Genomic DNA, 22943 nt, shown 5'->3' on the forward strand with positions numbered 1-22943 from the left:
GACGCAAGTCGACATACCGTCGAGAGGTCAGCAGCGGATTCACTGATCGAACGGTACTCCGCCTCCGAACTGCGCAATCAAGCAGGGGCGGGCTCTGAGGGTTCACTGTGGAATCGGTATGGGTGCGCCTCGGCGATGCTCGGACGCCGTATTCGTGAGTTAGCTTGAGGTTTCTTCCCGCCGACGAAACGAGATCATGAGTACCGAATCGAAGCCCCGAGGACTGGCCGGACGACTCGTTCGTGCCTTCTGCGCGGTGGTCGCCGCCCTGGTTGCCGTCGTTCTGGCATCGGCCGGTTGGGTGGCGTACGCGACGGCGGGGAAGGTCTACGAAGTCGACGATGCGCCGGACGCGCCGGTGGCCATCGTTCTCGGTGCACAGGTGCGCGACGGCAAGCCGATGCGGTTTCTCTCCGGACGTCTCGACACTGCGATTGCCTTGATGGCGGCGGGGAAGGTCAAGGCAATTCTGGTCTCCGGTGACGCAGACGGCAACTCCGGCAACGAAATTCAAGCGATGACCGACTATCTGGTCGAGCATGGAATCGACCCCAACGTGATCATCGGCGACGATCACGGCATCGACACCTACGACACCTGTGCACGGGCGAAGGAGACCTTCGGGGTCGAACGCGGACTGATCATCAGCCAGCCCCTCCATGTGTCGCGTGCCGTGGCGTTGTGTGAGGACATGGATTTGGACGTCGACGGAGTCACGGCGGAGTGCATCGACTGCAACACCCTTGCGGTGGTGCGTAATTACGCGCGAGAGTTGCTGGCGCGCCCCAAGGCGGTACTGGATCTGTGGTCGGGTCGCGATCCCGTGGTGGTGTCGCCACCCGTCGATTCTCTCGCGAATGTCACGAACCGATGAGTGTGCCCGACGGCGACGTCCGGATCCCGACCGTGGTGCGGGAGTTGGCGGGGTCCGAAGACATCGAGCCGGTATGGTCGAATGAGCTGGGCGGGTTGACGTTTCGTCTCGGAGGGGAGCGGTACGTCAAATGGACGCCGGCCGAAACCTCGATAGATCTGAATGAGGAGGCACGACGCCTGAAGTGGGTGATTCGGTACAGCCCGGTGCCGAAGGTTCTCGAGAACGGTTCTGACCGTTCGGGTTCCTGGATGATCACCGAGGCCCTGCCGTGGGAGAGCGCGGTAGCAGATCGCTGGTTCGCAGATCCGGCACGTGCGGTCCGTGCGGCGGCGACCGGTCTTCGGGCCTTTCACGATGCAGTCCCCGTCGAGCAATGCCCGTTCGACTGGTCGGTGCGTACCCGAGTCGGCGATCGCGACCTGCCGGTCGATCCTCCGTCGATCGACAGGCTCGTGGTCTGCCACGGCGACGCCTGCATGCCCAACACTCTGATCGCCGACGACGGATCCTGGGCAGCGCACGTCGACATGGGTACGATGGGCGTCGCCGACCGCTGGGCGGACTTGGCACCGGCCATCTGGAGCACCGAGTACAACTTCGGGCGCAACTACCGTGAGGCATTCTTGGACGCGTACGGCGTCGAACTCGACCGCGAGCGCCTCGACTACTACCTGTGGTTGTGGGAATCGACCTGATTCGGCGATGACTCCTACTGTGAAAGAACAGCTTTCAGGAACCGCTGCGTCCGCTCCTGCTGTGGGTTGCTGAAGATGTCCTCCGGCGGGCCCTCTTCGAGGATCTTGCCCTCGTCGAAGACGAGAACACGGTCGGCCACGTCGCGAGCGAATCCCATTTCGTGGGTCACGATGAGCATCGTGATGTCTGTGGTCTCGGCGATGGTGCGCAGCACGTCCAGTACGTCGGCGACGAGCTCGGGATCGAGCGCCGATGTCACCTCGTCGAGGAGCAGGATGTCCGGATCCATGGCCAACGCCCGGGCGATCGCCACGCGCTGCTGCTGTCCGCCGGACAGCTTGGTCGGATGCGCATTCTCCTTGTCGGACAACCCCACCGTCTGCAGCAGCTCGCGCGCACGCTCGGTGGCCTCGGCCTTGCTCTTGCCGAGTACGTGAATCGGAGCTTCGGTGATGTTCTGCAGCACCGTCATGTTGGGAAACAGGTTGAACTGTTGGAAGACCATGCCGATGCGAGTACGCACTTTCCGAAGGTGCTTCTCCGACGCGACGACGAGCTTGTCGCCCTTGCGCTGATGCGTCAGCGGCTCGTCCTCGATCCAGATGACACCGTCGTTGACCTTCTCGATGGTCATCAACAAACGCAGAATCGTGGTCTTACCGGAGCCACTGGGCCCGATCAACGCGACGCGTTCGCCGCGGCGAACCTGGAAATCGAGATGATCGAGAACGACGTGGTCGCCGAACTGCTTGACCACCTTGTCGAACTTGATCATCGGCAGGGTGCCCGAATCGTCAGTAGGCAAGGGACTTCTCCAGTCTTCTGATGAGGATCGATGTCGGGTAGCTCGCCAACAGGAAGATGACGCCGGCCAACGTGATCGGCTCGAGGTATTGGAACGTGCTCGCGCCGTACTGCTGCGCCGCTGTGACCATCTCGACGACGGTGATCGCGAACAGGAACGGCGTGTCCTTGAACATCGAAATCGCGTAGTTGCCCAGCGCAGGCGTCGTGCTGCGCACGGCCTGTGGCAGGACCACCGCGCGCCACGTCCTGGTACTCGGCAGCGACAGCGCGCGCGCTGCTTCCCACTGTCCCGGTGGGACGGCGTCGATTCCGGCTCGGTACACCTCGGCCATGTAGGTCGAGTAGTGGATGCCGAGGACGGTGATACCGATCTGCAACGCAGAGAACTGTGGCAGTAGGTAGTACGCGAACAGCAACTGCACGATCAGCGGTGTCAGACGGATGAACTCGGTGACCATACGCAGTGGAACGGTGACGAACTTCGGTCCCGAGTGCCGTACTACCGCGATCACCAGACCGAGGGCCGCAGCGAGGACGAATCCGAGCACGGTGGCCAGCAGGGTGATCTTGAAGCCTTCGAGCAGGAATGGCAGGGCGTCCCAGGCGCGTTCCCAACTCCAGTCGACGCTCATCGACCCACCCCCACGTTCTGATCGACGCGTTCGGGCTCGAGACGCAGCACTTCACGCATCGACGGCCCGGATCCCAAGCGCCCCTTGGCCCGCACTTCGAGCAGGTTCATCAGCAGCGTGAGGATGTACGCGATGACGAAGTAGATGACAAGTCCGACACCGAAGGCGAACAGCGTGTCGCCGGTGGTGCGTCGCAGCTGGGTGATCTGGTACGTGAGGTCCTGCAGCAGAACGAAACTGGCGAGTGCACTGCCTTTGAGCAGCTGAATCAGCAGGTTCGTCAGCGGCGGAATCATCTGCACCCACGCCTGCGGGAACACGACGCGGTGCAGTCGTTGCCAGGGGGTGAAGTTCAGTGCCAACGCGGCTTCCCACTGCGGCTTCGCGACGGCGGCAATGGATCCGCGCACGACCTCGGCACCGTAGGCACCGTAGTTGAGACCGAGCGCGAGAATTCCACAGAACATGGCTTCGAGTTGAAAACCCAACAGCGGCAACACATAGAACAGCCAGAACAGCTGAACCAGCAACGATGTGCCACGGAAGAATTCGACGACGAAGCGAGCGGGTGCGCGTACGTACATGTGCCGGTTTCCCGCTGCCAGGCCCAGAAGTAGTGCCAGAGCGAAGGCGAGAGCGGCTCCGCCGAGGGTCAGATAGACGGTCGTGAGGATGCCTTCCTGGATTCGCGGCCACGAATCCAGGAAGGTCTCGATGTTCTCGTTCACGGGCGATCAGCTGCAGCAGCGATCAGCCTCGCAGAGCATAGCGGTGGTCAAGCTCGGATCCGGTAGCTCCTCGGCGGTGAAGCCGAAGTCCCCGACGATGTCGAGGTACGCGTCGGTGTTCGAGGTGATCTTCGCGAGCTCCTCGTTGTACGCGTCCAGCAGCTCCTGATCGTCGGTGCGGAACACGGTGGCACCGGCCCCCACCTGCGGCTCACCGTCGATCTCGGCGACGAAGGACTCGGTGACGTCCACCGGTGCGTCGGGATTGTTGGTCTTCATCCAGTTCAGCGAGATGGCCGTCAGGGCGAACACGTCGGCACGGCCGGAGGTGACGGCGTCCATACCGTCCTGCGGTGCGGCGACCTGCTGGCTCGAAATGCCCAGTGCCTCGGCGTAATCGGACTCGATAGCGCCGGTCATCGTGGCCAACTGCAGGCCACTGTCTGCCACGGACTGCATGTCGGTCAAACCTGCCGGGTTACCTGTCGGAACCATCAGTGCGGTGGTGTAGTTGAACTCCGGGTCGCCGAAGGCGGCCTGCTCGCAACGCTGCGGAAGGATCGACATTCCGGCGCTGACGACGTCGAATCGATTGGCCTGCAGGCCAGGGATCAGCGCGCCGAAGTCGGCATTGACACCCTCGACGGTGTCGATGCCGAGATTGCCGAAGATCTCGCGGTGCAAAGCGATTGTTGCGCCGGTCAATTCGCCGTTCTCCTCGAAGCTGTACGGCGCTTCACCGGCAACTCCGACGGTGATGGTGCCGGCGTCGCGCAGTGACTGCAGGCGATCGGCACCGTCGTCGGTGTTGGTGGAGGTACATCCTGCGAGGCTGCCTGCAACGAGTGCGGTACCGGCGAGGGTGGTGATGATCTTCTTCGTCGAGCCTGTGTTCAGCACAGTGTGTGCCATGCGTGGGGCCTTCCGGTTCTTGACTGCTCGAAAACCGGACCTGCGCCGATGTGCCGGGAGCGATACGCGCAACACTTCGGCCGGACCGGTTGCAGTCTTGTGTTCTGCGTGGGGATTGCTTTGTCCGAACTTGAACGTAGCACGGTGATTTGCCGAATTCGGTGTGAATGACCAGCACACAGCGTTGTCGGATTTGGCGGATCGACGTGTATCGCCACCACAGAGTGCGATTTCGCAGCGATGAGAACGAAACTGTAACGATGCGTCGTTCGATCGAAATCAGGTTGGAAACACGCCGACGCTAGAGTGAGCGCGCCCGGTTCGACGACTCAGCGGACCCGTGTTTTCAGGAGAAGTGAACGCTTGAGCTGGATTCGCTTGAACGACGTTGCCAAGGGATACGACCAGAAGGTGATGTTGCGTGAGGTGTTCTTCCGCCTCTCCGACGGCGACCGTGTCGGTCTGATCGGGCGCAACGGCACGGGCAAGACCACCCTGCTGCAGCTTCTTCTCGGGCGTGAGACTCCCGATACGGGAACGGTCGATGTCACCGAGGGCGCCCGGATCGGCTACTTCTCGCAGTTCTCGGAACTCGACGGCGATCGCAGCATCCAGGCGGAACTCGAATCGCTTTTCGTCGCTGTCCACGCGATCGAGGTCGAATTGGCCGAGGTCGAGGCCGCACTCGGGGGCGACCTCGACGAGAAGCAGATGTACAAGCTCGTCGATCGCCAAGCCGAATTGCTCGACGCCATGGAGAACAGCGGCGGCTGGACCTATCACCAACAGATCGACACGGTGCTCTCCATGCTCGGCTTCAACACGGAGCGGCGTGAACTGCCCGTCGATCGACTGTCCGGGGGCTGGCGCAACCGCGCGGCTCTGGCCAAAATTCTGATCGAAGCGCCGGATGTGCTGCTCCTCGACGAGCCGACCAACTTCCTCGACGTGGCCGGTATCGCGTGGCTCGAGCGCTGGCTGCGTGACTTTCGAGGAGCGCTTCTGGTCGTCTCGCACGACCGCGCCTTCCTCGAGCAGGTCGTCACCAGCATCGTCGAGATCGAGAACCATCACCTGCAGACCTACGACGGTAGCTACTCGGAATACGTTCAGCAGAAACAGTTTCGACTCAAGAACCTCGAGCGTGAGTTCAGCAACGAGCAACAGCTGCTGGCGTACGAACAGGAAGCGATCAGCGATCGCAAGGAAGCGGTGAAGAACCCCAGCGGGGTGCTCAAGCGTCGACTCGCGAACATCAAGAAGAGCAAAAGCCCGCGCCCGGTCGACACTGTGGTCACTGCGATCTACGGCGGACTGCACGTCCACGACAACCTGGCGGAGATCACGGGTATCTCCAAAGGCTATGGCGAGCAACGACTCTTCGAGAACATCTCGTTCACCGTGCATCGCGGTGACCGCATCGCCATCACCGGACCCAACGGATGCGGCAAGACGACCCTCGTCGACATCCTCGTCGGTGCCGAGCAACCGGACAGCGGCAAGATCAAGTGGAAGACCAAGGCACCGTCGTTCATCTACTACAACCAGGTGCTGGCCGATCTAGATCTCGACGACACCGTGTCGCATTCGGTCAATGCGATGCCGGGCAGCCTCGCACTGACCGCGACCAAGAAGGAAGTCCATCGCTTTCTGACCCTGCTGCAGTTCTCGGAGTTGGATCTCAAATCGAAGATCGGTGTTCTGTCCGGTGGCCAGAAGGCCCGAGTTGCTCTGGCGCAGTGTCTGTTGTTCGGCGCAGGGGTCATCGTGCTCGACGAGCCCACCAACCACCTCGACCTGCAGAGCACCCAGGTTCTCGAACGTGCCCTGATGGCGTTCCCCGGCGCGGTGATCTTGGTGAGCCACGACAGGTTCTTCGTCGAGAAGGTGGCCTTTCGCCAGTTGTCGTTCGACGGCAAGGGTGGGGTCACCGAAATCGCCGGCGTCCAGATGGCGTGATGGCCGGGTGTCGAACTACCCCTTGATCTTCGACGTCGCCGAGCCCCACTCCGCGTCGCGCAGCTCCTTCTTCCTGATCTTGCCGGTCGATGTTTTCGGCAGCTCGACGATGAATTCGACTGCACGCGGGGCTTTGTACGAGGCGATAGCAGATTTCACGTGCGCTACGAGGTCTGCCTCCGACGCGTCCGCGCCGGGTGCCAACACCACGAATGCCTTGGGCCGTTCACCCCACTTGTCGTCCGGTACCCCGATCACCGCGACGTCGGCAACGGCGGGGTGGCTCGCAAGTGCCTGTTCGACCTCGATCGTCGAGATGTTCTCGCCGCCGGAAATGACGACGTCCTTGGCGCGATCCAGTAGTTGAACGTAGCCGTCGGGATGCATCACCCCGAGGTCTCCGGAATGGAACCATCCGCCTGCGAAGGCCTGCGTCGTGCCTGCGGTGTCGTTGTAGTACCCCTTCATGACGTTGTTGCCGCGCATGACGATCTCACCCATTTCCGCGCCGTCGGGCTCGACGTCGATCAGTGCTCCACCCGGACCGGATCTTTCGCGTACCACGCGCAAGCGGTCGGCAGTGAGCATGCCGACTCCCTGTCGAGCCAAGCGTCGAGCCTGCTCGTCACCGTCGAGCTCGAGCCATTCCTGCTTCGGCTCGCACACCGAGTACGGACCGTAGGTCTCGGTGAGGCCGTAGACATGTACGAGCGTCGCGCCCAACGCACGGATCTTGCCGATGATCGTCGGGCTGGGAGGAGCGCCAGCAGTAACGATGGTCAGCGGTCGATCGAGCGAATGCGCCTCTGCCGCAGTGGCAAGAGTGGTCAGCACGGTCGGTGCCCCGGCGAGGTGGTCGACGCCGTCGTCGATGGCCGACCAGATCGCATCGCCGCGGACACCGCGAAGGCAAACATGTGTGCCCGACGCAGCAGTGATCGCCCACGTCGTGCACCACCCGTTGCAATGGAACATCGGCAGCGTCCACAGATAACGAGTATTGATCCCGAATCCCTGGTGGTGCAGTTCTCCGAGCGAATTGAGGTAGGCACCGCGGTGGCTGTACATGACGCCCTTGGGTCGACCGGTGGTGCCCGAGGTGTAGTTGATCGTGATGGTCGAGGTCTCGTCGTCGACCTCCCACTCCATCGGATCGTCCGAGCCACGTTCGAAGAAGGCGTCGTATCGAGTGGTGTGCGGCAGCTCGGCGTACGTGCGTCGACGGAGGGTGTCTCGACGATCTCACGGACCGAGTCGGCGATCGGATCTGTTCCGAGTCCGGTCAGCAGGTCCGAATCGCCAACCAGCAGAACCGAACCGGAATGATCGCAGATGTAGCGAACTTCGGCGGGCGACAGTCTGGTGTTGATCGCGACCAGAACGGCGCCGGCCAGTGGAACCGCGTAGTGCGCGAACAACAGCTCTGCAGAGTTGGACGCGATGTAAGCCACTCGATCTCCGTGGCCGACACCCGACGCGCGCAGTGCGTGTGCGAGCCGGGTGACGTCGGCTGCGAACTGCTCGTAGGTGAATGTCCTCGGCCCGTCCACCACCGCGGTCTTGTCGGGGTGGACCTCCGCTGCGCGTTCGAGGAAGCGAAGGGGCGTCAGGGGAGTATCGAGACCGGTCATGGCAGTCAATGTAGCGCGCACTCACGAGGCCAGATCGGATTTGTCGAGACGTTCGCGCCCACCGGTAAGGTCCGCGCGTTCGGCGGCGGCCCGGCCGGCAAGCCAACCCTGTGCATTGTCGCTGCCGAACGTGATCGTTCTCGTCGATGGGTACCGGGCAGCGTACACACGGTCCACGGCATCGGAACGTTTCGCCAGGATGGGCACCAGAGCCGAACCGTGCTGCTGTGTTGCCGCCGCAGTAGCTCGCTTACGTGCGTCCTGCAGTCGTTCGCCGACTCGATGGGCGTATGCGATCAGGAATGCGTTGCGGAAGCTGCGTGTCCGCGCAGTCGGGGATTCGCCGACCTCGTCGAGTACGCGTGCCGATTGGACCAGTAGCGAGGTGTACAGAAGTTCACACAGATCGAGATCGACGGGCATGCCGATGACGGTGGCCAGCAAGTACTTCTTTTTCCACAGTGTCCTGGCGCCGTTTGCGCGACATACGCTGTGCAGCAGAGGAAGTTTGGCTTTGGAGTACGGATTGCTCACCATGATGCGTCGAGTGACGACATCGTCGATACGGGTTCCGAGGGTTCCCCGTATCGAGAAGCGCGCTGTCGATCGCGTAGCGCGTCATCAAATCCTGGGCCTTGGCCGATAACGCCTCGGCCTCGGCGGGGAATTGTGTCGACTCGGCCTTGGCCAGCAGCCCTCGGATTCTGCCGAGCATCTTCGAGTCCGTGGCTCGTCCGGGGCCGGTCGCTGCCGACTGTGCGGTCCATTGGGCCGGAGGAGGCAGGAGCTTGTCGAGGGGCAACAGCCACGTCGAGCAACCGAGTACGAGCAACAGGGTGTACCAGGACTGCGCCGACGTTGGGCGGTTGTACGACCGCCACCGCTGAAGGCGCTCTGCCGTCGTGCCCCCTGCGTAGTCGATGTGCAGCTAGGACAATTGATCACGCCAGGAATCCGGAGCGAGGCGTTCGGCCGAGCTTCGCTCCGCGTGTGCGCCGAAGGTCTCTAGCCAGTGAAGTGTTGTTGTGGCAGTCGATTTGACCGATTCCGGTCGCCAGCGTGGTGCTTGCCGATACGGTGGTTCGTAATGGTCGATCTTTGTCGGTGGCAGGTGTTCTGGTGCGATCCAGCTGGTTCGCCGGCGGATTTGGTCGACCATCCGGTTCTGGTCGGGTTGCCCACGCTGCCGGAGTGCGCTCGCAGGCATGGGACGCGTGCGGGGCAGCCGTTTCTTCTGCGGACGGATGGTCATTGCGTGCCGGAGGTCGACGTGTTCTTCGCTTCGCCTCGGATGCTTAGCTGCAAGCAGGGACGCTACGTAAGTATGTATTCACCCTCGCGACGTGGCGGGGCTTCCTCGACGCGATCGAATGCTGTTGGTATGAGGCAGATTCCGGCCAGACAGATACGTTCAAGTTTTGGAGGATGACTGTTACTGCGAACCCGGTACGGGTTGCAGGTGGCACCGTCAGGTCGGATCTGGTGGCGATCAGCACGTTCTACGAGTGGGCACACCGCACTTATGGTGTGACGAATCCGGTACTGCGGCAGGCAGTCCGTGGCCACAGAGGCAGAGAAGTGACTGCCGAGGCATATCAGGCGACTCCGCACATCTCAAGATTGCATGCCGGCCCGGCCGTCTGTGCGCGGACTGGGCCCTAGCGGCGGATTCGTTGATGGACAACCAATCCCACGGTTGAACCACCGGTAGGTAAAATCTCGATAAAAGACCACTCGTACGGTTTACGAGACCTGTTCGTTGTGCTTAGTATTGGCTTCTGCTCGAATTCACGCCCCGGACATGTCAGCTATGCCACGTCCGCGCCAACGTTCGCAGAAGGGGGGCTCAGTGGAGCCTGTTTCAAATTTGGAGAGATCCGGACTTCTACGTAAAGCACTGAAGGACAACGGGTTTTGCCGAATAATCGAGGTGCACAGTCCGGCTGCAGCAATCATTGCCGAACGTTCGCGCGGCTCCAATCGAGAGTTCGATGGTTTCTGGTCGAGTTCACTCACAGACTCGGCGTTGCGTGGGTTGCCAGACACCGAGTTACTCGATCCGCGATCCCGGATCGAATGGGCAACAGCGACCGTCGCTCTGACCAAGAAGCCCCTGATCATCGACGGTGATACCGGAGGGCGATGTGAGCACTTCGCGTTCAGCGTCCGGCACATGGAACGGGAAGGCCTGTCTGCAGTAATCATCGAGGACAAGGCAGGCGAGAAGCGGAACTCGTTGCTCTCCGGCGACGATCTGCACACAATGGCGGGTGTGGACGCGTTCGCCGAAAAGATCGCCGTCGGGAAGGCCGCGCAGGCCAGCGATGGCTTCATGGTCATCGCACGCCTCGAAGGCCTGATCACGGGCTTGCCGAGAGAGGAGATTCTGGCTCGTGCCGCCGCGTACGTCGCCGCAGGTGCCGATGGGTTGGTCGTTCACAGCCGGAGTTCGGACGAAAACCTGGTCATCGGCCTTGCGCGTGAGCTTCGGGTCAGGCATCCCGATACACCGCTCGTGGCGATTCCAACGGCTTATCCCGGCACCGGCGAGGACGAACTGATCAGGGCTGGAATCAATCTCGTCATATACGCGAATCAGATGTTCCGTGCATCGTTACTTGCGATGGAGTCTGTCGCACAGTCTATCCTGGACAACGGTAGGGCGCTTGAAGCCGAACCACACTGTCTTGCAACACATGACCTGTTACATCTTACCGAAGGGCTGCACGAGTCGAGGGGTCCCGAGTTCGCGAGGGTTCTCTGATGGCCCAGCGACGTGAACGAATGGTGCTGGGAGCGTACCTTTCGTATGGAACCGGGCACCATGCGGCGTCATGGCGTCATCCCACTACCAGCGTGGATTCGACCAGAAGCTTCCGCCATCACGTACGGATGATCGAAACCGCAGAGCATTACGGCTTCGATCTGATGTTTCTCTCGGATGCACCTGCTGTGTTCAATGACGACCGCGGGGGGCGGGGCGGTCGCGTGGCATCGTTCGAGCCGATGACACTGATGAGTGCCCTGGCGACACACAGTCATGACATCGGCCTCGTCGTCACCTCGTCCACTACCTACAAGGAGCCGTACAACGTCGCACGCGAGTATGCGAGCCTGGATCTGATCAGCGGCGGCAGGGCGTGCTGGAATTTGGTGACCACCTCTAAGCTTGCGGCGGCACGCAACTTCGGCTTACCGGCGCATCCCGAGCACGCATATCGTTATTCGCGCGCAGAGGAATTCGTCGACGTGGTGCGGGAGCTCTGGGACACATGGGAGGACGACGCGTTCGAGTCCGACAAGAGTTCGGGTTTCTTCTACGATCCGCGCAAAAGGCACCCCGTTCGGTTCAGGGGGTCTGTGTTCGACCTCGATGCGGAGCTGAATGTACCCAGGCCACCGCAAGGTCATCCGATCCTCGTACAGGCAGGTGCTTCGCATGCTGGGCGTCAGTTGGCCGCTCGCACCGCAGATATCGTATTCACTGCTCAGACCGATATTGAGTCGGCAGTTGCGTTCACGGCCGACATCGATGAGCGAGCATCAGGCTTCGAGCGGAACGATTCTGCGGTGATCGTATTGCCTGGTTTGACAACCTATTTGGGAAAGACCGACGCCGAGGCGTGCGAGAAGGTCGCTGAACTGCAGGCTCTCATCGAGCCCGAGTTCGGGATCAGTATGCTCTCCGATTTGGTCGGCGGCTTCGATCTGAGCGGCTGCGACCCGGAAGGTCCGCTGCCGGTGCTACCCGCGAGCAACGCCAATACCAGCCGTCGCAAGCTCATCGAGCACTTGGCGTACGAACGGGGCTGGAACATCCGAAAGTTGTACGAACACATGACCACATCCCGAGGGCACCTCACTCTTGTGGGCAGTTACGACCATGTGGCGGACGAAATCGAACGGTGGTTCGTTCGCGGAGCGGCAGATGGATTCAACGTGATGCCGCCGTTGCTTCCTGACGGATTGTCTGAGTTCGGTGAACACGTCGTCGGACGGCTCGAGCGACGTGGGCTCTTCGACGCGGAATACGGGCCGGGAACGCTGCGGGAAAAGCTCGGATTGCAGCGGCCGGTCGGCAAGCGCGTTCACGCAGAGGCGTGAACTTCTTTCCACAACAAAAAAGTACGAATTTTCGATACCTGAGAAACGGGGCTTATATGCACGAGAACTTGATTCTTGAAGACACGACACTGCGCGACGGCGAGCAGACGCCGGGAGTGGCGCTGTCCGCGGCGAAGAAGCTTCAGATCTTCGACGCGCTGATCGACGCCGGTGTGCGGTGGATCGAACCAGGCATTCCGGCGATGGGTGGGGAGGAAGTTCGTGCATTGCAAGCAATGCTCGAGCGGCGTGACGAGGTCACGCTCATCGGCTGGAATCGAGGAGTGCGCTCGGATATCCAACGCAGCATCGACCTCGGTTTCAAAGCAATTCACATCGGTTTGCCGACGTCCAACAATCACCTCGCGAATTCAGTGCGCAAGGACCGTACGTGGTTGCTCGCTACAGCGCGCGACATGGTGAAGTTGGCGAAGGACCAGGGCAGTTTCGTCAGTATCAGCGCGGAGGACATCGGCCGGACCGAAATCCCCTTCCTGCAGGAGTACGCCGTCGCGGTCGCCGAGGCAGGAGCCGATCGGTTGCGTCTGTCCGATACCATCGGAATCCTCTCACCGTCGCAATACGGCGAGCGCGTGTCTGCTGTCAAACAGGCTACTGATCTTGATCTGCAGGCTCACTGCCACAACGACTTCGGCGTCGCGGTGGCCAACACACTTGCCGCGATCGAGGCGGGAGTGCGGTACTTCCATGTCACGGTCAACGGTATCGGCGAGCGGGCAGGCATGGCCGACATCGCTCAGGTCGTAATGAGTCTTCGACAGTGGTACGGAGTGGACCTTGGTATCGACACAGAAAAGTTGACGGCATTGGCGCGCATAGTGGCGGATGCATGCGGTGCTCCGACCGCTCCGTGGCAGCCCGTCGTCGGGGGCAACGTGTTCAGCCACGAATCGGGTATACACACCACTGGCATGCTCCGGGACACCTCAACGTTCGAGCCGTTCCCTCCGGAACTTGTCGGTGGTGAGCGCCACCTGCTGGTCGGGAAGCATTCTGGCCGTGGCGTCATCAAGAGTGTTCTCGGCGCCGCAGCCGACGGCTTGGACGACGATCAGCTGGACCGACTGCTGGAGCGCGTCCGCCAGTCCTCGATCGATTCCGGTGGTGCGTTGTCCGCCGAGACCATCGCCGCGCTGATCGAGCGACCATTAGAGGTCGCGGCCAAGTGACGGTGAGTCTGGTTGCGGGTCGCCCGATGGCCGACCAGATCATCCACGCACATCGGACGGGTACCGAGTCCGATGCCATGCCAGTGCCCGGCCAGCTGGTGACTGTGAGCCCGGACCGGGTCTATGTGCAGGACGGGAATGCGCCGACCATCGCGAAGCTGTACGCAGATCATGGCTTCTCGACCGTCTTCGATCGAGCCAAGGTCAGCTTCGTATTCGATCACTCGGTTCTGGTGGCCAACGTGGACATGGCCGATCGAATGAAGGAGGCTGACGAGTTCGCTGCGGCACTTGGGGTCGACGTTCAAGCTCGGGGCAGGGGAATCAGCCACGTGATTGCGGCCGAGTTGGGTTGGTTCGCGCCGGGGCAGCTGGTACTGGGATCGGACTCGCACACGTGTGTGGGTGGCGCTTTCGGTGCCATGGGGTTGGGTATGGGTGCCTCGGATATCACTGCGGCGATGGTTTCGGGTGCGACATGGCTCCGCGTGCCCGAGACCGTGGTGGTGGAGTTCGTCGGGCACCCACATCCACTGACTCGTCCGCGAGATGTATTGATCGATCTACTGGCCGATGTCGGCCAGGACGACTTCCTGTACAGATCGGTCGAGTTCGTCGGGGAATGGATCAGGTCGCTGACGCCGGACGGCCGGGCAAGCATGGCGAGCCTCGGCGTCGAACTGGGCGCCAAGTGCGTGTTCCTCGAAGACCTGAACGGTGACGTGCCGGTCGGGACTACCCCCGATAAGCGCACGATCAGACGTGACATCCACGGAATCGAACCCGTAGTGTCGCGTCCGCACCTGCCCGCCAACTCGGCGACGTTGGCCGAACTTGCAGGCACGCGCGTGGACTACGTATTCATCGGCAGTTGCACGAACAGCCGTCTCGAAGACCTGGCCGAGGTCGCTGCGGTCGTGCGGGGCCGAAAAGTAGCTGCTGGAACACAATTCGTGATCACACCGGGATCCATAGACATCTACCGCGACGCGGCGCGCTTGGGCTACATCGACACTTTGATGGAGGCAGGTGCCGTCGTGACGCCGCCCGGCTGTGGGGCGTGTGTGGGAACGCAGGGTCCCCTACCTGCGAGGGGGGACAATGTGCTGTCGACGATGAATCGAAACTTCAGAGGTCGCATGGGGAATCCCGATGCCGACATCTATCTGTCCACGCCGATAGTTGCGGCAGCGTCGGCCCTCGTGGGTGCGATTCCGACTCTGAAGGACATCACGTGAGCACCGAGGTCCACGGCGTTCGACGATTGTTCGGGGTGGTATCGACGGACGACATAATTCCGGCTCGGTACAAACATATGCACACCGACCCGGACCTGCTTGCACCACACACTTTCGAGGCGTTCGCGCCGGGTTTCGTCGACACGGTGCGGTCGGGGGACGTTCTGGTCGGTGACTCGCTCTTCGGTATCGGCAGTTCTCGGGAGCAGGCCGTATCGGCTTTGGCTGCGGCCGGATTCACAGCGGTGATAGCCCCCAGATTCGGGCGTATCTTCTTCCGGAACTGCTGGAATCTCGCGGTGCCTGCCATCGAGGTGGATACCGCGTTGTTGGTCGGTCACGACTCTGTCGGGCTGGACCTTGATCAAGGGCACATTCTCGACCGCGACGGCAACGTAGTCGTGGATTTCGTGCCACCACCGTCGATGCTGATCGAGATGGTGCGCGCAGGAGGGCTGCTGCGTACTCTCGCTCGCTCATTGTAGAAAGGAAGTCACATGCCCGAGATCGATGCGAAGTTCGACGGCCTCGCCGAGAGCTACGACCGTACGAGGCCGCGTTATCCGGCTGAACTGTTCGGTCCGGTGGTCGAGTCTCTTCGAGACACGCGTTCGCCGCTGGTGGTCGATGCTGGAGCTGGAACCGGAATCGCCCTCGAGACGCTACTTCCCTTGCTCCCATCAACGGCTGCGGTCCACGCGGTTGACATCTCGTCGGACATGGTCACGCGGGGACGGTCGAAGTTTCCCGACGTGCACTGGATGGTAGGGACCGCTGAGGACTATCTCGCCGAACGCGGAAGCGTTGATGCGCTCATAGCCGCGCAGGCCTACCAGTGGATGGACCGAGCACGTTTTTGACGCTCGCAGGTGAGCGGCTACGTGCTGGTGGGGTATTGGCGATCGTGCAGAACAACCGCAACTTCGGGGTAGGTGGGTTCGCGGAGGAATACGAGACCTTGCTCGAGAAGCGGTCACCCGGGTACAGCAGAAACTATCGTTCGTTCGACATCGAAGCCGAGCTGAAGGAGGTGTTCGTCAAGGTCACGACAACTGAAATCAGCTGGGCACAAGCTATATCTGTCGATGACTTCGTGACGATGAGCTCGTCGTCGACGCAGGCGCAGCGCGCGATCGCCGCCACTGGTTTGCAGTTTCTGGACGAGGTTCGAGCCTTGTCCGAAGCCCACGCCGTCGATGGGACGGTCTCGCTTCCGTACGTGTCGGAAGGTTTCTACGGCTGGCAGGGCCTGTGACAGATGTGACGTCGGTCGACAGCGAAGACGCCGGACTGGTAGCGGAACTCGTCCGTCTGGTATTCGAGCCGTTCCGTGCACAATTCGAGCCGACCGCGATGCGGTGGACGGCCGAGGCGATCGCCGATCGGCCGGACGATTGGCTTGTGCTGCGGCGAGACGGATTGATAGTCGGTGCAGTTCGTCACGGTGTCGACAACGAGGGGTACACGTTCGATTCGCTCAGCGTCGACCCTGCCGTACGCAGGCAAGGTATCGGCCGATCGTTAGTCGCGGCAGTCCGTGTGCGCGCGATGGAAGCTGGAGCGCACCAGTTGATCGTTGCCGTGCGGCACGCCCTGTCCGGCAACGTCGCGTTCGTCGGTGCGTGTGGTTTCGTTCGATCGCGGAACTTTTCTGCCGACCATGACGTCTATGTCGCACCGCTTTCTGCGCAGGTGCGCCGATGACTGTGTTGTGTTTGGGGTACAGGAAGGGGTTCGTGGAGGCAGCCCGTGAGCGCGGCGTCGACATCCACTTCGTAGTCGAAAAAGTCAAAGCAGATTTAGCGGGTTCGGCGTACACCCTGGTGTCCGATCTCAGCGATATCGCGGAGGTGGTTCGTGCGGTCGCGGCCAGCGGAAACCTCGTTCCGACGGCTGCAGTGACGGGACACGAGCAAGCTGTTCTTCCTGTTGCCGCCCTTCGTGGGCTCCACGGCCTTCCAGGAAACCGGGATCTTGCCACGTATCTGAGGTTTCGCGACAAATACCTGCAGAAGGCGGCATTGCCGCCGACGATCGCACACGCACAGTGTAGGTACGTCAAGCGAGCAGACACCGAGTTCGCGGCGATGGCTGCCCAGATGGGATCGTCCCTGGTCCTCAAGCCGGCCGATGGTCACGGATCGAACAACACCGCACTGGTGGACTCTCAGCAGTCCTACGATCGCTACTTCGCAGAGAGCCCAATCCTGTCGGATGTCGGTACCGTCGCCGAGTCCTATGTGTCAGGTCGCGAGATCCACGTCGACGGAGTGTGGGTCGACGGGCGAATCGAGTGGTCCGCTGTGTCTGCGTATCTCGATCAATTGATGAACTGGGCCATGGGCGGTGTGGTCGGCGACTATCCGATCGACTCTTCCGATTCTTCGCTGACCCGCCTCGCCGAAGCCTTCGCGACGCAAGTGCTGACGGCACTCGGAGCGCCCGACACCGTCTTCCACCTGGAAGCATTTGTAGATTCGGACGGAACGCTCACCCTCGGTGAGGTCGCAGCCCGAATGGTCGGTGCAATGACGCCGGAGATCTTGGCGCGAACCTACGGCGTCGACCTCTATGGAGCATCGCTCGACCTCGCACTCGGACGTGCACCGGTGCTGCCGAAGTCGCGGAAGGCTCCGGACACGTTGTTCGGATTCGTGTTCCTGAACCGTCACCCGGGTGCCCGAGTCAGTGAAGCTGATATTCGCGCGCGCTTCGACGTTGCCGACTGTTCCTTCCCTGAGTCCCGGATCGGCGACAGCACGAGGTCGTACGGCCGCTGGGGGCACGCGATCCTTGGGCGCGCATCGGTTTCGGCTCTGGAAGCTGACCTCCGCAGCGTCGCGGAATTCACGAAGACCGGATGATGCAGGCAGTCGAATCGGTCGTTCTCGTTCTGGGTCGGCGGAAACCGCTGTTGGAACGTGCATTCGGGAGGTTGGACGGGTTCCGCTTCGTCGACGTGGTTGCGCTGTCGGACACTCTTGCCGACTACGAACGCGCAGCCGACGCCATCGTCGCGCGCCGACCGGTCGTCGGGGTGGTCGCTACTTCGGAAAGCACCATGCAGCTGGCAGGATACCTTCGCACTCGGTACGGGCTGGACGGCCTGCAGTTCGAGCAGTCCCTCGTCGTCACAGACAAGTGGCACATGACCATGGCAGTACGCAGTGCGGTCCTGAGTCCTCGCACCTGGTTGTCGGGGCAATTCCTCCACGAGCGGCCGAGCGGACTGCCGGAGGTCGTCGTCAAACCCCGAGCATCGTCCTCGGCGCGCGGGGTCCGCCGGCTCTCATACATGGATGCCCTCGATTTCCTGAGTTCCGATGATCGGCTGTGGGTAGTGGCCGAGGCGATCGACGTCGAGCGCGAATTTCACTGCGATGGGGTCGTAAGCGACGGATCGATCGCGTGGATGCAGAGTTCGGAGTACGACCGTCCGGTATTGCGGTCCTTCGGAACTCGATCGACCACGGTGTTGGACGCGTCTGATCCTCTCCGCGACGAGCTGTCTCTGTTCGCATCTGCGGTGATCTCTGCGATCGCGATCGAACGCGGCGTTTTCCACCTAGAGATTATGTACGACGGTCGTCGACTGGTGTTCGGCGAAATCGGTTTCCGACCGGCCGGAACCGGAATCGCCGAGCTGATACTTCGGGTCAACGAAATCGATTTGTGGGCCGAGTTTCTTGCAGCGCAACTTGGTACCGAGCGCGCCCCGGATCGGACCGCCGCTGACGTTCGCGACGTCGCCGGGCTGATCATGGCAAGACCGGGCGTCAATGGTGAACCCCCACTGGATGAGTCTGCCGCGCGGAGCTTGCCAGGTGTCATCGGCATCGGAGTCGGCAATATCGACCGAAACACCGATCCAGAAAACATGTGCGAATACGAGTATCTGGTGTTCTTCGACGGCGTCGAACGCTCCTCGGTCGCGGATCTGCGTCGAGCCGTCGCAGGAAAGGGGTAAAAGTGGTGACAAGGACTCCTACTCGAGCTGAGCGCGCGTTGCTCTTCTTCTTCGCCAACAGCTTCGCCGAGACACTGCAGGCCGTCGGCATTCTGTGGGCTGCTTTCGCGCTCACCGACAGCGGTGTTGTGGTCGGTGTGGTGAATGCTTTCGCGTATCTCCCGGTGTTGTGGTCGGTGTCCTCTACCGCAATCGTGCGGACTCCGGCGACTCCGATCGCTCATTAGCGCGGACCAATCGGGCGCTCGTCGTGGGTTCGACAGCATTGACGGTCGTCTGGCTCGTCGCGGGTGCGGAATGGCTGCTCATTGCATTCTTCATCGCTGCCCAAATCCTGCTCAGCGTAGTCAAGATGCTCAACAAAGCCTATATCGGCCGATTCGTGCGGCAGCGATTCAGCGGTGCGCAAGCGCGTCACGTGCTCGAACGCGCAACGTCACTCGGACTCGTCGGTGGCCTCGTCGGGGGTGGTCTCGGCGGGCTCTTGCTCGAACTCGGCTCGGCTGGTTGGCTATTCGCGCTTGCGGCTCTGATGTACGTAGTGAGCCTGTGGGCCATTCGATTCACGCTGAGGGAGGGCGTCGATCCGCAGCGCGTCGATCCTGCCCCTGCAAAGGCGTCGCCTGCCGAGACGAGTTCCGGACTCACCGGGTCCAACCGCCGCTTGCTCTGGCTGGTACTGGTGTTCTCGGTCCCCAGCAGTGGTGCGCTTCCCTACATATCGACGCTGATGGTTCCGTTCTCGGACGTGATCGCGCCGGGTGCCGGTGCGTTCTATGCAGCCCTGACCATCGCAACCACTCTCGGCGGATTCGTCGCAGGTATGGCCTTGTCGGCCGAGAAGATCACGATCGGCCACGTGTTGACCTTTGGATTGCTCGCCTCAGCGGCCCTGTGTGTTGGGCTCGGGGCGGCAACGTGGGCGCCGCTGGTGCTGTTACTGGTTTTCCTTGTTGCGGTGGTTCTGACAGCCCACGTGATCTCGATGCAGGTGTTGACCAATCAGGCACCGGCCGAAAACGAGGTCGGGAAGTTCACGGTGATGCGCAATTGCGTTGCCGGGCTTGCAAAAGGGGGCTTTTCGCTGGTCGCCGGATGGATTGTCGACGTAGGTGGCCCAGCGCAATCATGGTTGGTGCTCGCGGTGGTCCTCGTCGTCTTCGGCGTCGGGTGGTACTTCGTCGATCGAAAGTACGAAGGAGTGTCGATCCCGTCGTGATGGTCGGAGAGCAGCTGATCGAATTCGTGCGATCCAGACGTGGCGACTACGTCGACCCTGCGGCGCCTGAGTCGGCACTACAGAGTCTCGGACTCGACGACGCCACGCTTGCACGGTGGCGCTCGTCGACCGACGTGATCGCCACACTTCCGCACGCGAGCCCCAACGTCTTCTTTCCCCGAGTACGAGTGTCCTGGTACGCGGGTCGTCTGCAGGCACGCGAGCCGGACACACACCATGTGCGGCTCTGCCTCACGCACGTCAACTTGTCGGATCTCGGTTGGCGACCCTATGCGTGGTGGTACCTCGACGAGCGGGGGGGACCTCGCCGAACTTCGGTTGAGCACGCGCAACAAGAAGCGTAAGCACGCGGTCGTCAGCAGCGTTGGTCCGATCAACGGCCCGCCTCCCGGTGCATCGGGCGCTGACCTGGACGCCGGCAACGCGGCTAGTTGGGGACGTGACCACGCAGTGTCGTCGATGCTGATTCTGTCTACGGTCGAACGTGCTGCCGGGATGAGCGAGTCCGGCCGCACGACCTATGTTCCCTTCGACGAGTTGGTGAGCTTTGTACGGGACCGCTCGGATGGACCCGGTTCCGACCCCCTCACACGGTGGTCGAAAGGCGTTCTGGCGCACGCTGACGGACGCCGGAAAGGACCGGATGGACGACTACGACCGTGTGACCCAATCGAGGCGGACGTCTTCGACCACAACTCGAACATGGCACTGCTTTCGTTGCTCGGGGATCCGCGAGTTCTCGGCGGTGCAAAAATGACCGGTTACTGGCCTGCAGTGAAGAGCCGAGTTGATGCAGTTCGGGCCGACTCCGGCGTCGATGCTTCGACTCCACACCCGGTCGAAGTTCCCGACGTGGACCTGACTCCGATCGCCTCGCCGTCGTTCGGCGTTCGAGAGCAGCTGCGGCAAGCCGGAATCGAATACTCCCAGTCGATGGCAGTCCACGAACACGGGCGGTTCGCCGCCACCGACGGTCCCTTCATCGATCGGCTAGCCGAATCGGTGACCAACTCGAAAGGAAGCTGATGACGATGCCCGGACGAGAACGATGCGACGGTCACCGAGTGCTGCTCGTTGGTGGAAAGCCCGACCGTGCACTGCACGCGCTTCGTGACCTCGGGGCGAGCGTGACCTGCGTAGCGAGCGTCAAACACGCGGCGAAACTGTCCGGGGGTGCTCTGGTGGACGCAGCGGTAGCGGTCCGGAACCCCGCAGATGCGGAGGATGTGATGCTCGGACTGTCCCGTCACGGCATCAGGGTCGAAGAGTTCGATGTCGTAACCAGCGCCCTGGAGTTCGGGCTCGTGGCGGCATCGGTCATCGGATCGGCGGTCAGTGTCCGATCGCTACCGCTACGTACCGCAGTCCTGCTGCGCGACAAACCATCTCAGAAGCGCGCACTCCTGGACGCAGGGATACGGGTGGCGTCGAGTGAGGTGTTCGTCGCACCAGATGACCTCGAGGGGGCGGTGGCTCGGGTGGGTGGTCTCCCGGTCGTGGTCAAACCTACAGACGGTGCAGGTGCGGGTGATACCGAGATGATCCGCAGTGCGGACGACCTGCGCGGGTGGAGTGCTCGTGCACGCCCCCGTCCGTGGTTGTGCGAGTCCTTCGTCGTTGGCGACGAACTCCACCTCGATGGCGTCGTCCGAAATGGAACGTTGCGCAGCGTGTGCACCTCCCGATACTTCGCACCGATGATCGGCGTGTACGACGGGGAATTGAGCGGTTCGGCCATGCTCGGTGCCGAACGTTCCGACATCGTCTCTCTCGCTGCCGAGACGTGCATGGCGCAGGTGGTCGCCGCACTCGATCTACAGGATTGTGTATTTCATGCCGAGATGTTCGAGCAAGCCGACGGGTCGGTGGTCTTCGGCGAGATCGGTGGCCGCGTCGGGGGCGGCCGAATTGACGAGATGGTTCGGCGGGGAACGGGAGTCGACCTTCACTCGGCCTGGGCTGCAGCTGCGCTCGGTGTCGAAGAAGCCTTTCGCGCTGATCGGTCGCCAGGGTTGGTCTTCGGTAATCTGGACCTGCGGACCGATCCAGGAACCATCGTGACCCTACCTTCGGTGGAAGAGATCATGGGACGATCAGGAGTTGTTGACGCGGAGCTTAAACTTCGCCCAGGCGACAGTATGGAAGCAGTGGCGGACACCAACACCAGGGCCGGGCGGGCCGTGTTCGCGGCTGACACTTGGTCACAGGCCCGAGAGGCCGCAGTGACGTTAGACGCCTGGTTCCGATCTAGAACCGTGCTGGCGTAGAACTACTTTTTCAGCCACGCGAGCGTGGCGAAGATCGGTTCGTCCCCGTCGAGGCCGCCTTCCCGCGCCGCAGGAAGGCGTCCAGCAGGCCCAACACGAGCGTGGCGATTCGATCGACGAAGTCCGCCGCTTCGAGCCGTCGGGTCGTCGGGCCACAGGTCCGTTGCCGCCAGAACGGCGCTGACTGCTGCCCGACAGGCGTAGTCGATGCCTCCAGTGTCAGCGTCCACCGATTTCAGTATCGAAGCTGCGACGGAGGAGAACCGGGTCGCGATGTCGCGTCCGGTGTCGAGCGGCGGGACAAGGATTTCTTTCCTGAACAAGTTACGCCCCAGCAACAGTGACGGACAGGCGAGAGATCCGATGGCCTCGACCATGACCACTGTGCCGTCGCCTCCGGCGCACTGACGCGTCACGTGTACCAGTTCGGCAGGCTGCCAACCGTTCTCGAAAGCCGTGTCGAATGCGCCGTAGAGTGTTATCGCCGCCCGATCGTGCACCGAGCACGCCGGATCGGTTGCGTCCGCAGCGGACAAGCGTTTCGCAATCAGCCGAACCATGTCCTTCGAGGACGGCATCACCTGAGCGAAACCGATTCCGCTGTCCAGTAATTCGCTCGGGTCGGCATCCTGCCGCACGTTTGTCGAGCGCGAGTACTTGAAAATACTGTCCAAATCGATACGACTCATCGTCGT

Annotated in this window: 23 protein-coding genes and 2 pseudogenes; 17 read left to right on the plus strand and 8 right to left on the minus strand. The window is 61.9% G+C overall.

The window, feature by feature from the left end; genetic code table 11:
• Positions 1 to 196 precede the first annotated feature (196 nt).
• Together RHBS_RS02860 and RHBS_RS02865 are read left to right on the plus strand one after the other, a co-directional pair.
• Positions 197 to 874, plus strand: coding sequence for a vancomycin high temperature exclusion protein (locus RHBS_RS02860; protein WP_121873020.1), 678 nt, complete (start codon positions 197 to 199; stop codon positions 872 to 874).
• Positions 871 to 1572 carry an aminoglycoside 3'-phosphotransferase gene (locus RHBS_RS02865; protein ID WP_121873019.1) on the plus strand — a complete coding sequence of 234 codons (702 nt, stop codon included), beginning with the start codon at positions 871 to 873 and terminating at the stop codon, positions 1570 to 1572. The genes RHBS_RS02860 and RHBS_RS02865 overlap by 4 nt, the downstream gene beginning before the upstream one ends.
• 14 nt (positions 1573 to 1586) lie before the next feature.
• Here RHBS_RS02865 and ehuA read toward each other — a convergent pair whose 3' ends face one another.
• The 4 genes from ehuA to ehuB are packed head-to-tail and all read right to left on the minus strand — an operon-like array spanning position 1587 to position 4652.
• Positions 1587 to 2348, minus strand: coding sequence for an ectoine/hydroxyectoine ABC transporter ATP-binding protein EhuA (ehuA, locus tag RHBS_RS02870; protein ID WP_121873018.1), 762 nt, complete (start codon positions 2346 to 2348; stop codon positions 1587 to 1589).
• Positions 2349 to 2367: 19 nt separating this feature from the next.
• The gene (gene ehuD, locus RHBS_RS02875; RefSeq protein WP_121873017.1) at positions 2368 to 3012 is read right to left on the minus strand and encodes an ectoine/hydroxyectoine ABC transporter permease subunit EhuD; all 645 of its coding nucleotides are present in this window, start codon (positions 3010 to 3012) and stop codon (positions 2368 to 2370) included.
• Positions 3009 to 3740, minus strand: a complete 732-nt coding sequence (gene ehuC / locus RHBS_RS02880; protein WP_121873016.1) for an ectoine/hydroxyectoine ABC transporter permease subunit EhuC — start codon at positions 3738 to 3740, stop codon at positions 3009 to 3011. Before ehuC ends, ehuD begins: the two co-directional genes overlap by 4 nt.
• Before the next feature lie 6 nt (positions 3741 to 3746).
• Positions 3747 to 4652 carry an ectoine/hydroxyectoine ABC transporter substrate-binding protein EhuB gene (ehuB, locus tag RHBS_RS02885; protein WP_128644772.1) on the minus strand — a complete coding sequence of 302 codons (906 nt, stop codon included), beginning with the start codon at positions 4650 to 4652 and terminating at the stop codon, positions 3747 to 3749.
• A gap of 363 nt (positions 4653 to 5015) precedes the next feature.
• On the opposite strand from ehuB, the gene RHBS_RS02890 reads away from it, so the two are divergent.
• A complete protein-coding gene (locus RHBS_RS02890; RefSeq protein ID WP_237668957.1) occupies positions 5016 to 6611 on the plus strand; it encodes an ABC-F family ATP-binding cassette domain-containing protein in 1596 nt (531 codons plus the stop codon).
• Between the two features lie 15 nt (positions 6612 to 6626).
• Here the strand turns inward: RHBS_RS02890 and RHBS_RS02895 are convergent.
• The 3 genes and pseudogenes from RHBS_RS02895 to RHBS_RS32060 all read right to left on the minus strand — a co-directional run.
• Positions 6627 to 8242: pseudogene (locus RHBS_RS02895) on the minus strand (AMP-binding protein).
• A gap of 21 nt (positions 8243 to 8263) precedes the next feature.
• Positions 8264 to 8779 carry a hypothetical protein gene (locus tag RHBS_RS02905; RefSeq protein WP_237668958.1) on the minus strand — a complete coding sequence of 172 codons (516 nt, stop codon included), beginning with the start codon at positions 8777 to 8779 and terminating at the stop codon, positions 8264 to 8266.
• Between the two features lie 76 nt (positions 8780 to 8855).
• Positions 8856 to 8957: pseudogene (locus tag RHBS_RS32060) on the minus strand (DUF2786 domain-containing protein); the annotation flags it as partial.
• 1095 nt (positions 8958 to 10052) lie between these two features.
• Here RHBS_RS32060 and RHBS_RS02915 point away from each other — a divergent pair.
• From RHBS_RS02915 to RHBS_RS02975, 14 genes are all read left to right on the plus strand, one after another.
• The gene (locus tag RHBS_RS02915; protein ID WP_183130483.1) at positions 10053 to 11006 is read left to right on the plus strand and encodes an isocitrate lyase/phosphoenolpyruvate mutase family protein; all 954 of its coding nucleotides are present in this window, start codon (positions 10053 to 10055) and stop codon (positions 11004 to 11006) included.
• Complete coding sequence (locus RHBS_RS02920; RefSeq protein WP_183130482.1) at positions 11006 to 12346, plus strand: LLM class flavin-dependent oxidoreductase; 1341 nt, start codon at positions 11006 to 11008, stop codon at positions 12344 to 12346. The genes RHBS_RS02915 and RHBS_RS02920 overlap by 1 nt, the downstream gene beginning before the upstream one ends.
• Before the next feature lie 68 nt (positions 12347 to 12414).
• On the plus strand, positions 12415 to 13536 hold the full coding sequence (locus RHBS_RS02925) for a hypothetical protein (protein ID WP_220709163.1): 1122 nt from the start codon (positions 12415 to 12417) through the stop codon (positions 13534 to 13536).
• Positions 13533 to 14774 carry an aconitase family protein gene (locus RHBS_RS02930; RefSeq protein ID WP_220709162.1) on the plus strand — a complete coding sequence of 414 codons (1242 nt, stop codon included), beginning with the start codon at positions 13533 to 13535 and terminating at the stop codon, positions 14772 to 14774. The genes RHBS_RS02925 and RHBS_RS02930 overlap by 4 nt, the downstream gene beginning before the upstream one ends.
• The gene (gene leuD, locus RHBS_RS02935; RefSeq protein WP_121873008.1) at positions 14771 to 15259 is read left to right on the plus strand and encodes a hypothetical protein; all 489 of its coding nucleotides are present in this window, start codon (positions 14771 to 14773) and stop codon (positions 15257 to 15259) included. The genes RHBS_RS02930 and leuD overlap by 4 nt, the downstream gene beginning before the upstream one ends.
• Before the next feature lie 12 nt (positions 15260 to 15271).
• On the plus strand, positions 15272 to 15634 hold the full coding sequence (locus RHBS_RS29625; RefSeq protein WP_236745332.1) for a trans-aconitate 2-methyltransferase: 363 nt from the start codon (positions 15272 to 15274) through the stop codon (positions 15632 to 15634).
• Positions 15631 to 16029 carry a hypothetical protein gene (locus RHBS_RS29630; protein WP_236745333.1) on the plus strand — a complete coding sequence of 133 codons (399 nt, stop codon included), beginning with the start codon at positions 15631 to 15633 and terminating at the stop codon, positions 16027 to 16029. The genes RHBS_RS29625 and RHBS_RS29630 overlap by 4 nt, the downstream gene beginning before the upstream one ends.
• A gap of 5 nt (positions 16030 to 16034) precedes the next feature.
• Positions 16035 to 16478, plus strand: coding sequence for a GNAT family N-acetyltransferase (locus RHBS_RS02945; RefSeq protein ID WP_128644777.1), 444 nt, complete (start codon positions 16035 to 16037; stop codon positions 16476 to 16478).
• Between the two features lie 32 nt (positions 16479 to 16510).
• The gene (locus RHBS_RS02950) at positions 16511 to 17638 is read left to right on the plus strand and encodes an acetyl-CoA carboxylase biotin carboxylase subunit family protein (protein WP_121873005.1); all 1128 of its coding nucleotides are present in this window, start codon (positions 16511 to 16513) and stop codon (positions 17636 to 17638) included.
• Positions 17635 to 18741 (plus strand): acetyl-CoA carboxylase biotin carboxylase subunit family protein, encoded by a 1107-nt coding sequence (locus tag RHBS_RS02955; RefSeq protein ID WP_121873004.1) that lies wholly within the window; start codon positions 17635 to 17637, stop codon positions 18739 to 18741. The genes RHBS_RS02950 and RHBS_RS02955 overlap by 4 nt, the downstream gene beginning before the upstream one ends.
• Before the next feature lie 5 nt (positions 18742 to 18746).
• Positions 18747 to 18968 (plus strand): hypothetical protein, encoded by a 222-nt coding sequence (locus RHBS_RS02960; RefSeq protein ID WP_128644778.1) that lies wholly within the window; start codon positions 18747 to 18749, stop codon positions 18966 to 18968.
• A gap of 23 nt (positions 18969 to 18991) precedes the next feature.
• On the plus strand, positions 18992 to 19960 hold the full coding sequence (locus RHBS_RS02965; protein WP_128644779.1) for a hypothetical protein: 969 nt from the start codon (positions 18992 to 18994) through the stop codon (positions 19958 to 19960).
• Between the two features lie 723 nt (positions 19961 to 20683).
• A complete protein-coding gene (locus tag RHBS_RS02970; protein ID WP_128644780.1) occupies positions 20684 to 21007 on the plus strand; it encodes a hypothetical protein in 324 nt (107 codons plus the stop codon).
• A gap of 5 nt (positions 21008 to 21012) precedes the next feature.
• Positions 21013 to 22248, plus strand: a complete 1236-nt coding sequence (locus RHBS_RS02975; protein WP_187298340.1) for an ATP-grasp domain-containing protein — start codon at positions 21013 to 21015, stop codon at positions 22246 to 22248.
• 2 nt (positions 22249 to 22250) lie between these two features.
• Here RHBS_RS02975 and RHBS_RS28685 read toward each other — a convergent pair whose 3' ends face one another.
• Positions 22251 to 22937 carry a hypothetical protein gene (locus RHBS_RS28685; protein WP_183130481.1) on the minus strand — a complete coding sequence of 229 codons (687 nt, stop codon included), beginning with the start codon at positions 22935 to 22937 and terminating at the stop codon, positions 22251 to 22253.
• Positions 22938 to 22943: the final 6 nt, after the last annotated feature.

Origin of the sequence: Rhodococcus sp. BS-15, from assembly GCF_000813105.1 — a bacterium.
Lineage (GTDB): Bacteria > Actinomycetota > Actinomycetes > Mycobacteriales > Mycobacteriaceae > Rhodococcoides.

Bases quoted from the DNA above. Each gene is read 5' to 3' on its own strand.
- RHBS_RS02860 (WP_121873020.1), top strand. From the start codon at position 197: ATGAGTACCGAATCGAAGCCCCGAGGACTGGCCGGACGACTCGTTCGT.
- RHBS_RS02865 (WP_121873019.1), top strand. From the start codon at position 871: ATGAGTGTGCCCGACGGCGACGTCCGGATCCCGACCGTGGTGCGGGAG.
- ehuA (WP_121873018.1), bottom strand. From the start codon at position 2,348: ATGATCAAGTTCGACAAGGTGGTCAAGCAGTTCGGCGACCACGTCGTT.
- ehuD (WP_121873017.1), bottom strand. From the start codon at position 3,012: ATGAGCGTCGACTGGAGTTGGGAACGCGCCTGGGACGCCCTGCCATTC.
- ehuB (WP_128644772.1), bottom strand. From the start codon at position 4,652: ATGGCACACACTGTGCTGAACACAGGCTCGACGAAGAAGATCATCACC.
- RHBS_RS02905 (WP_237668958.1), bottom strand. From the start codon at position 8,779: ATGGTGAGCAATCCGTACTCCAAAGCCAAACTTCCTCTGCTGCACAGC.
- RHBS_RS02915 (WP_183130483.1), top strand. From the start codon at position 10,053: ATGCCACGTCCGCGCCAACGTTCGCAGAAGGGGGGCTCAGTGGAGCCT.
- RHBS_RS02920 (WP_183130482.1), top strand. From the start codon at position 11,006: ATGGCCCAGCGACGTGAACGAATGGTGCTGGGAGCGTACCTTTCGTAT.
- RHBS_RS29625 (WP_236745332.1), top strand. From the start codon at position 15,272: ATGCCCGAGATCGATGCGAAGTTCGACGGCCTCGCCGAGAGCTACGAC.
- RHBS_RS02955 (WP_121873004.1), top strand. From the start codon at position 17,635: ATGATGCAGGCAGTCGAATCGGTCGTTCTCGTTCTGGGTCGGCGGAAA.
- RHBS_RS02970 (WP_128644780.1), top strand. From the start codon at position 20,684: ATGGCACTGCTTTCGTTGCTCGGGGATCCGCGAGTTCTCGGCGGTGCA.
- RHBS_RS02975 (WP_187298340.1), top strand. From the start codon at position 21,013: ATGCCCGGACGAGAACGATGCGACGGTCACCGAGTGCTGCTCGTTGGT.
- RHBS_RS28685 (WP_183130481.1), bottom strand. From the start codon at position 22,937: ATGAGTCGTATCGATTTGGACAGTATTTTCAAGTACTCGCGCTCGACA.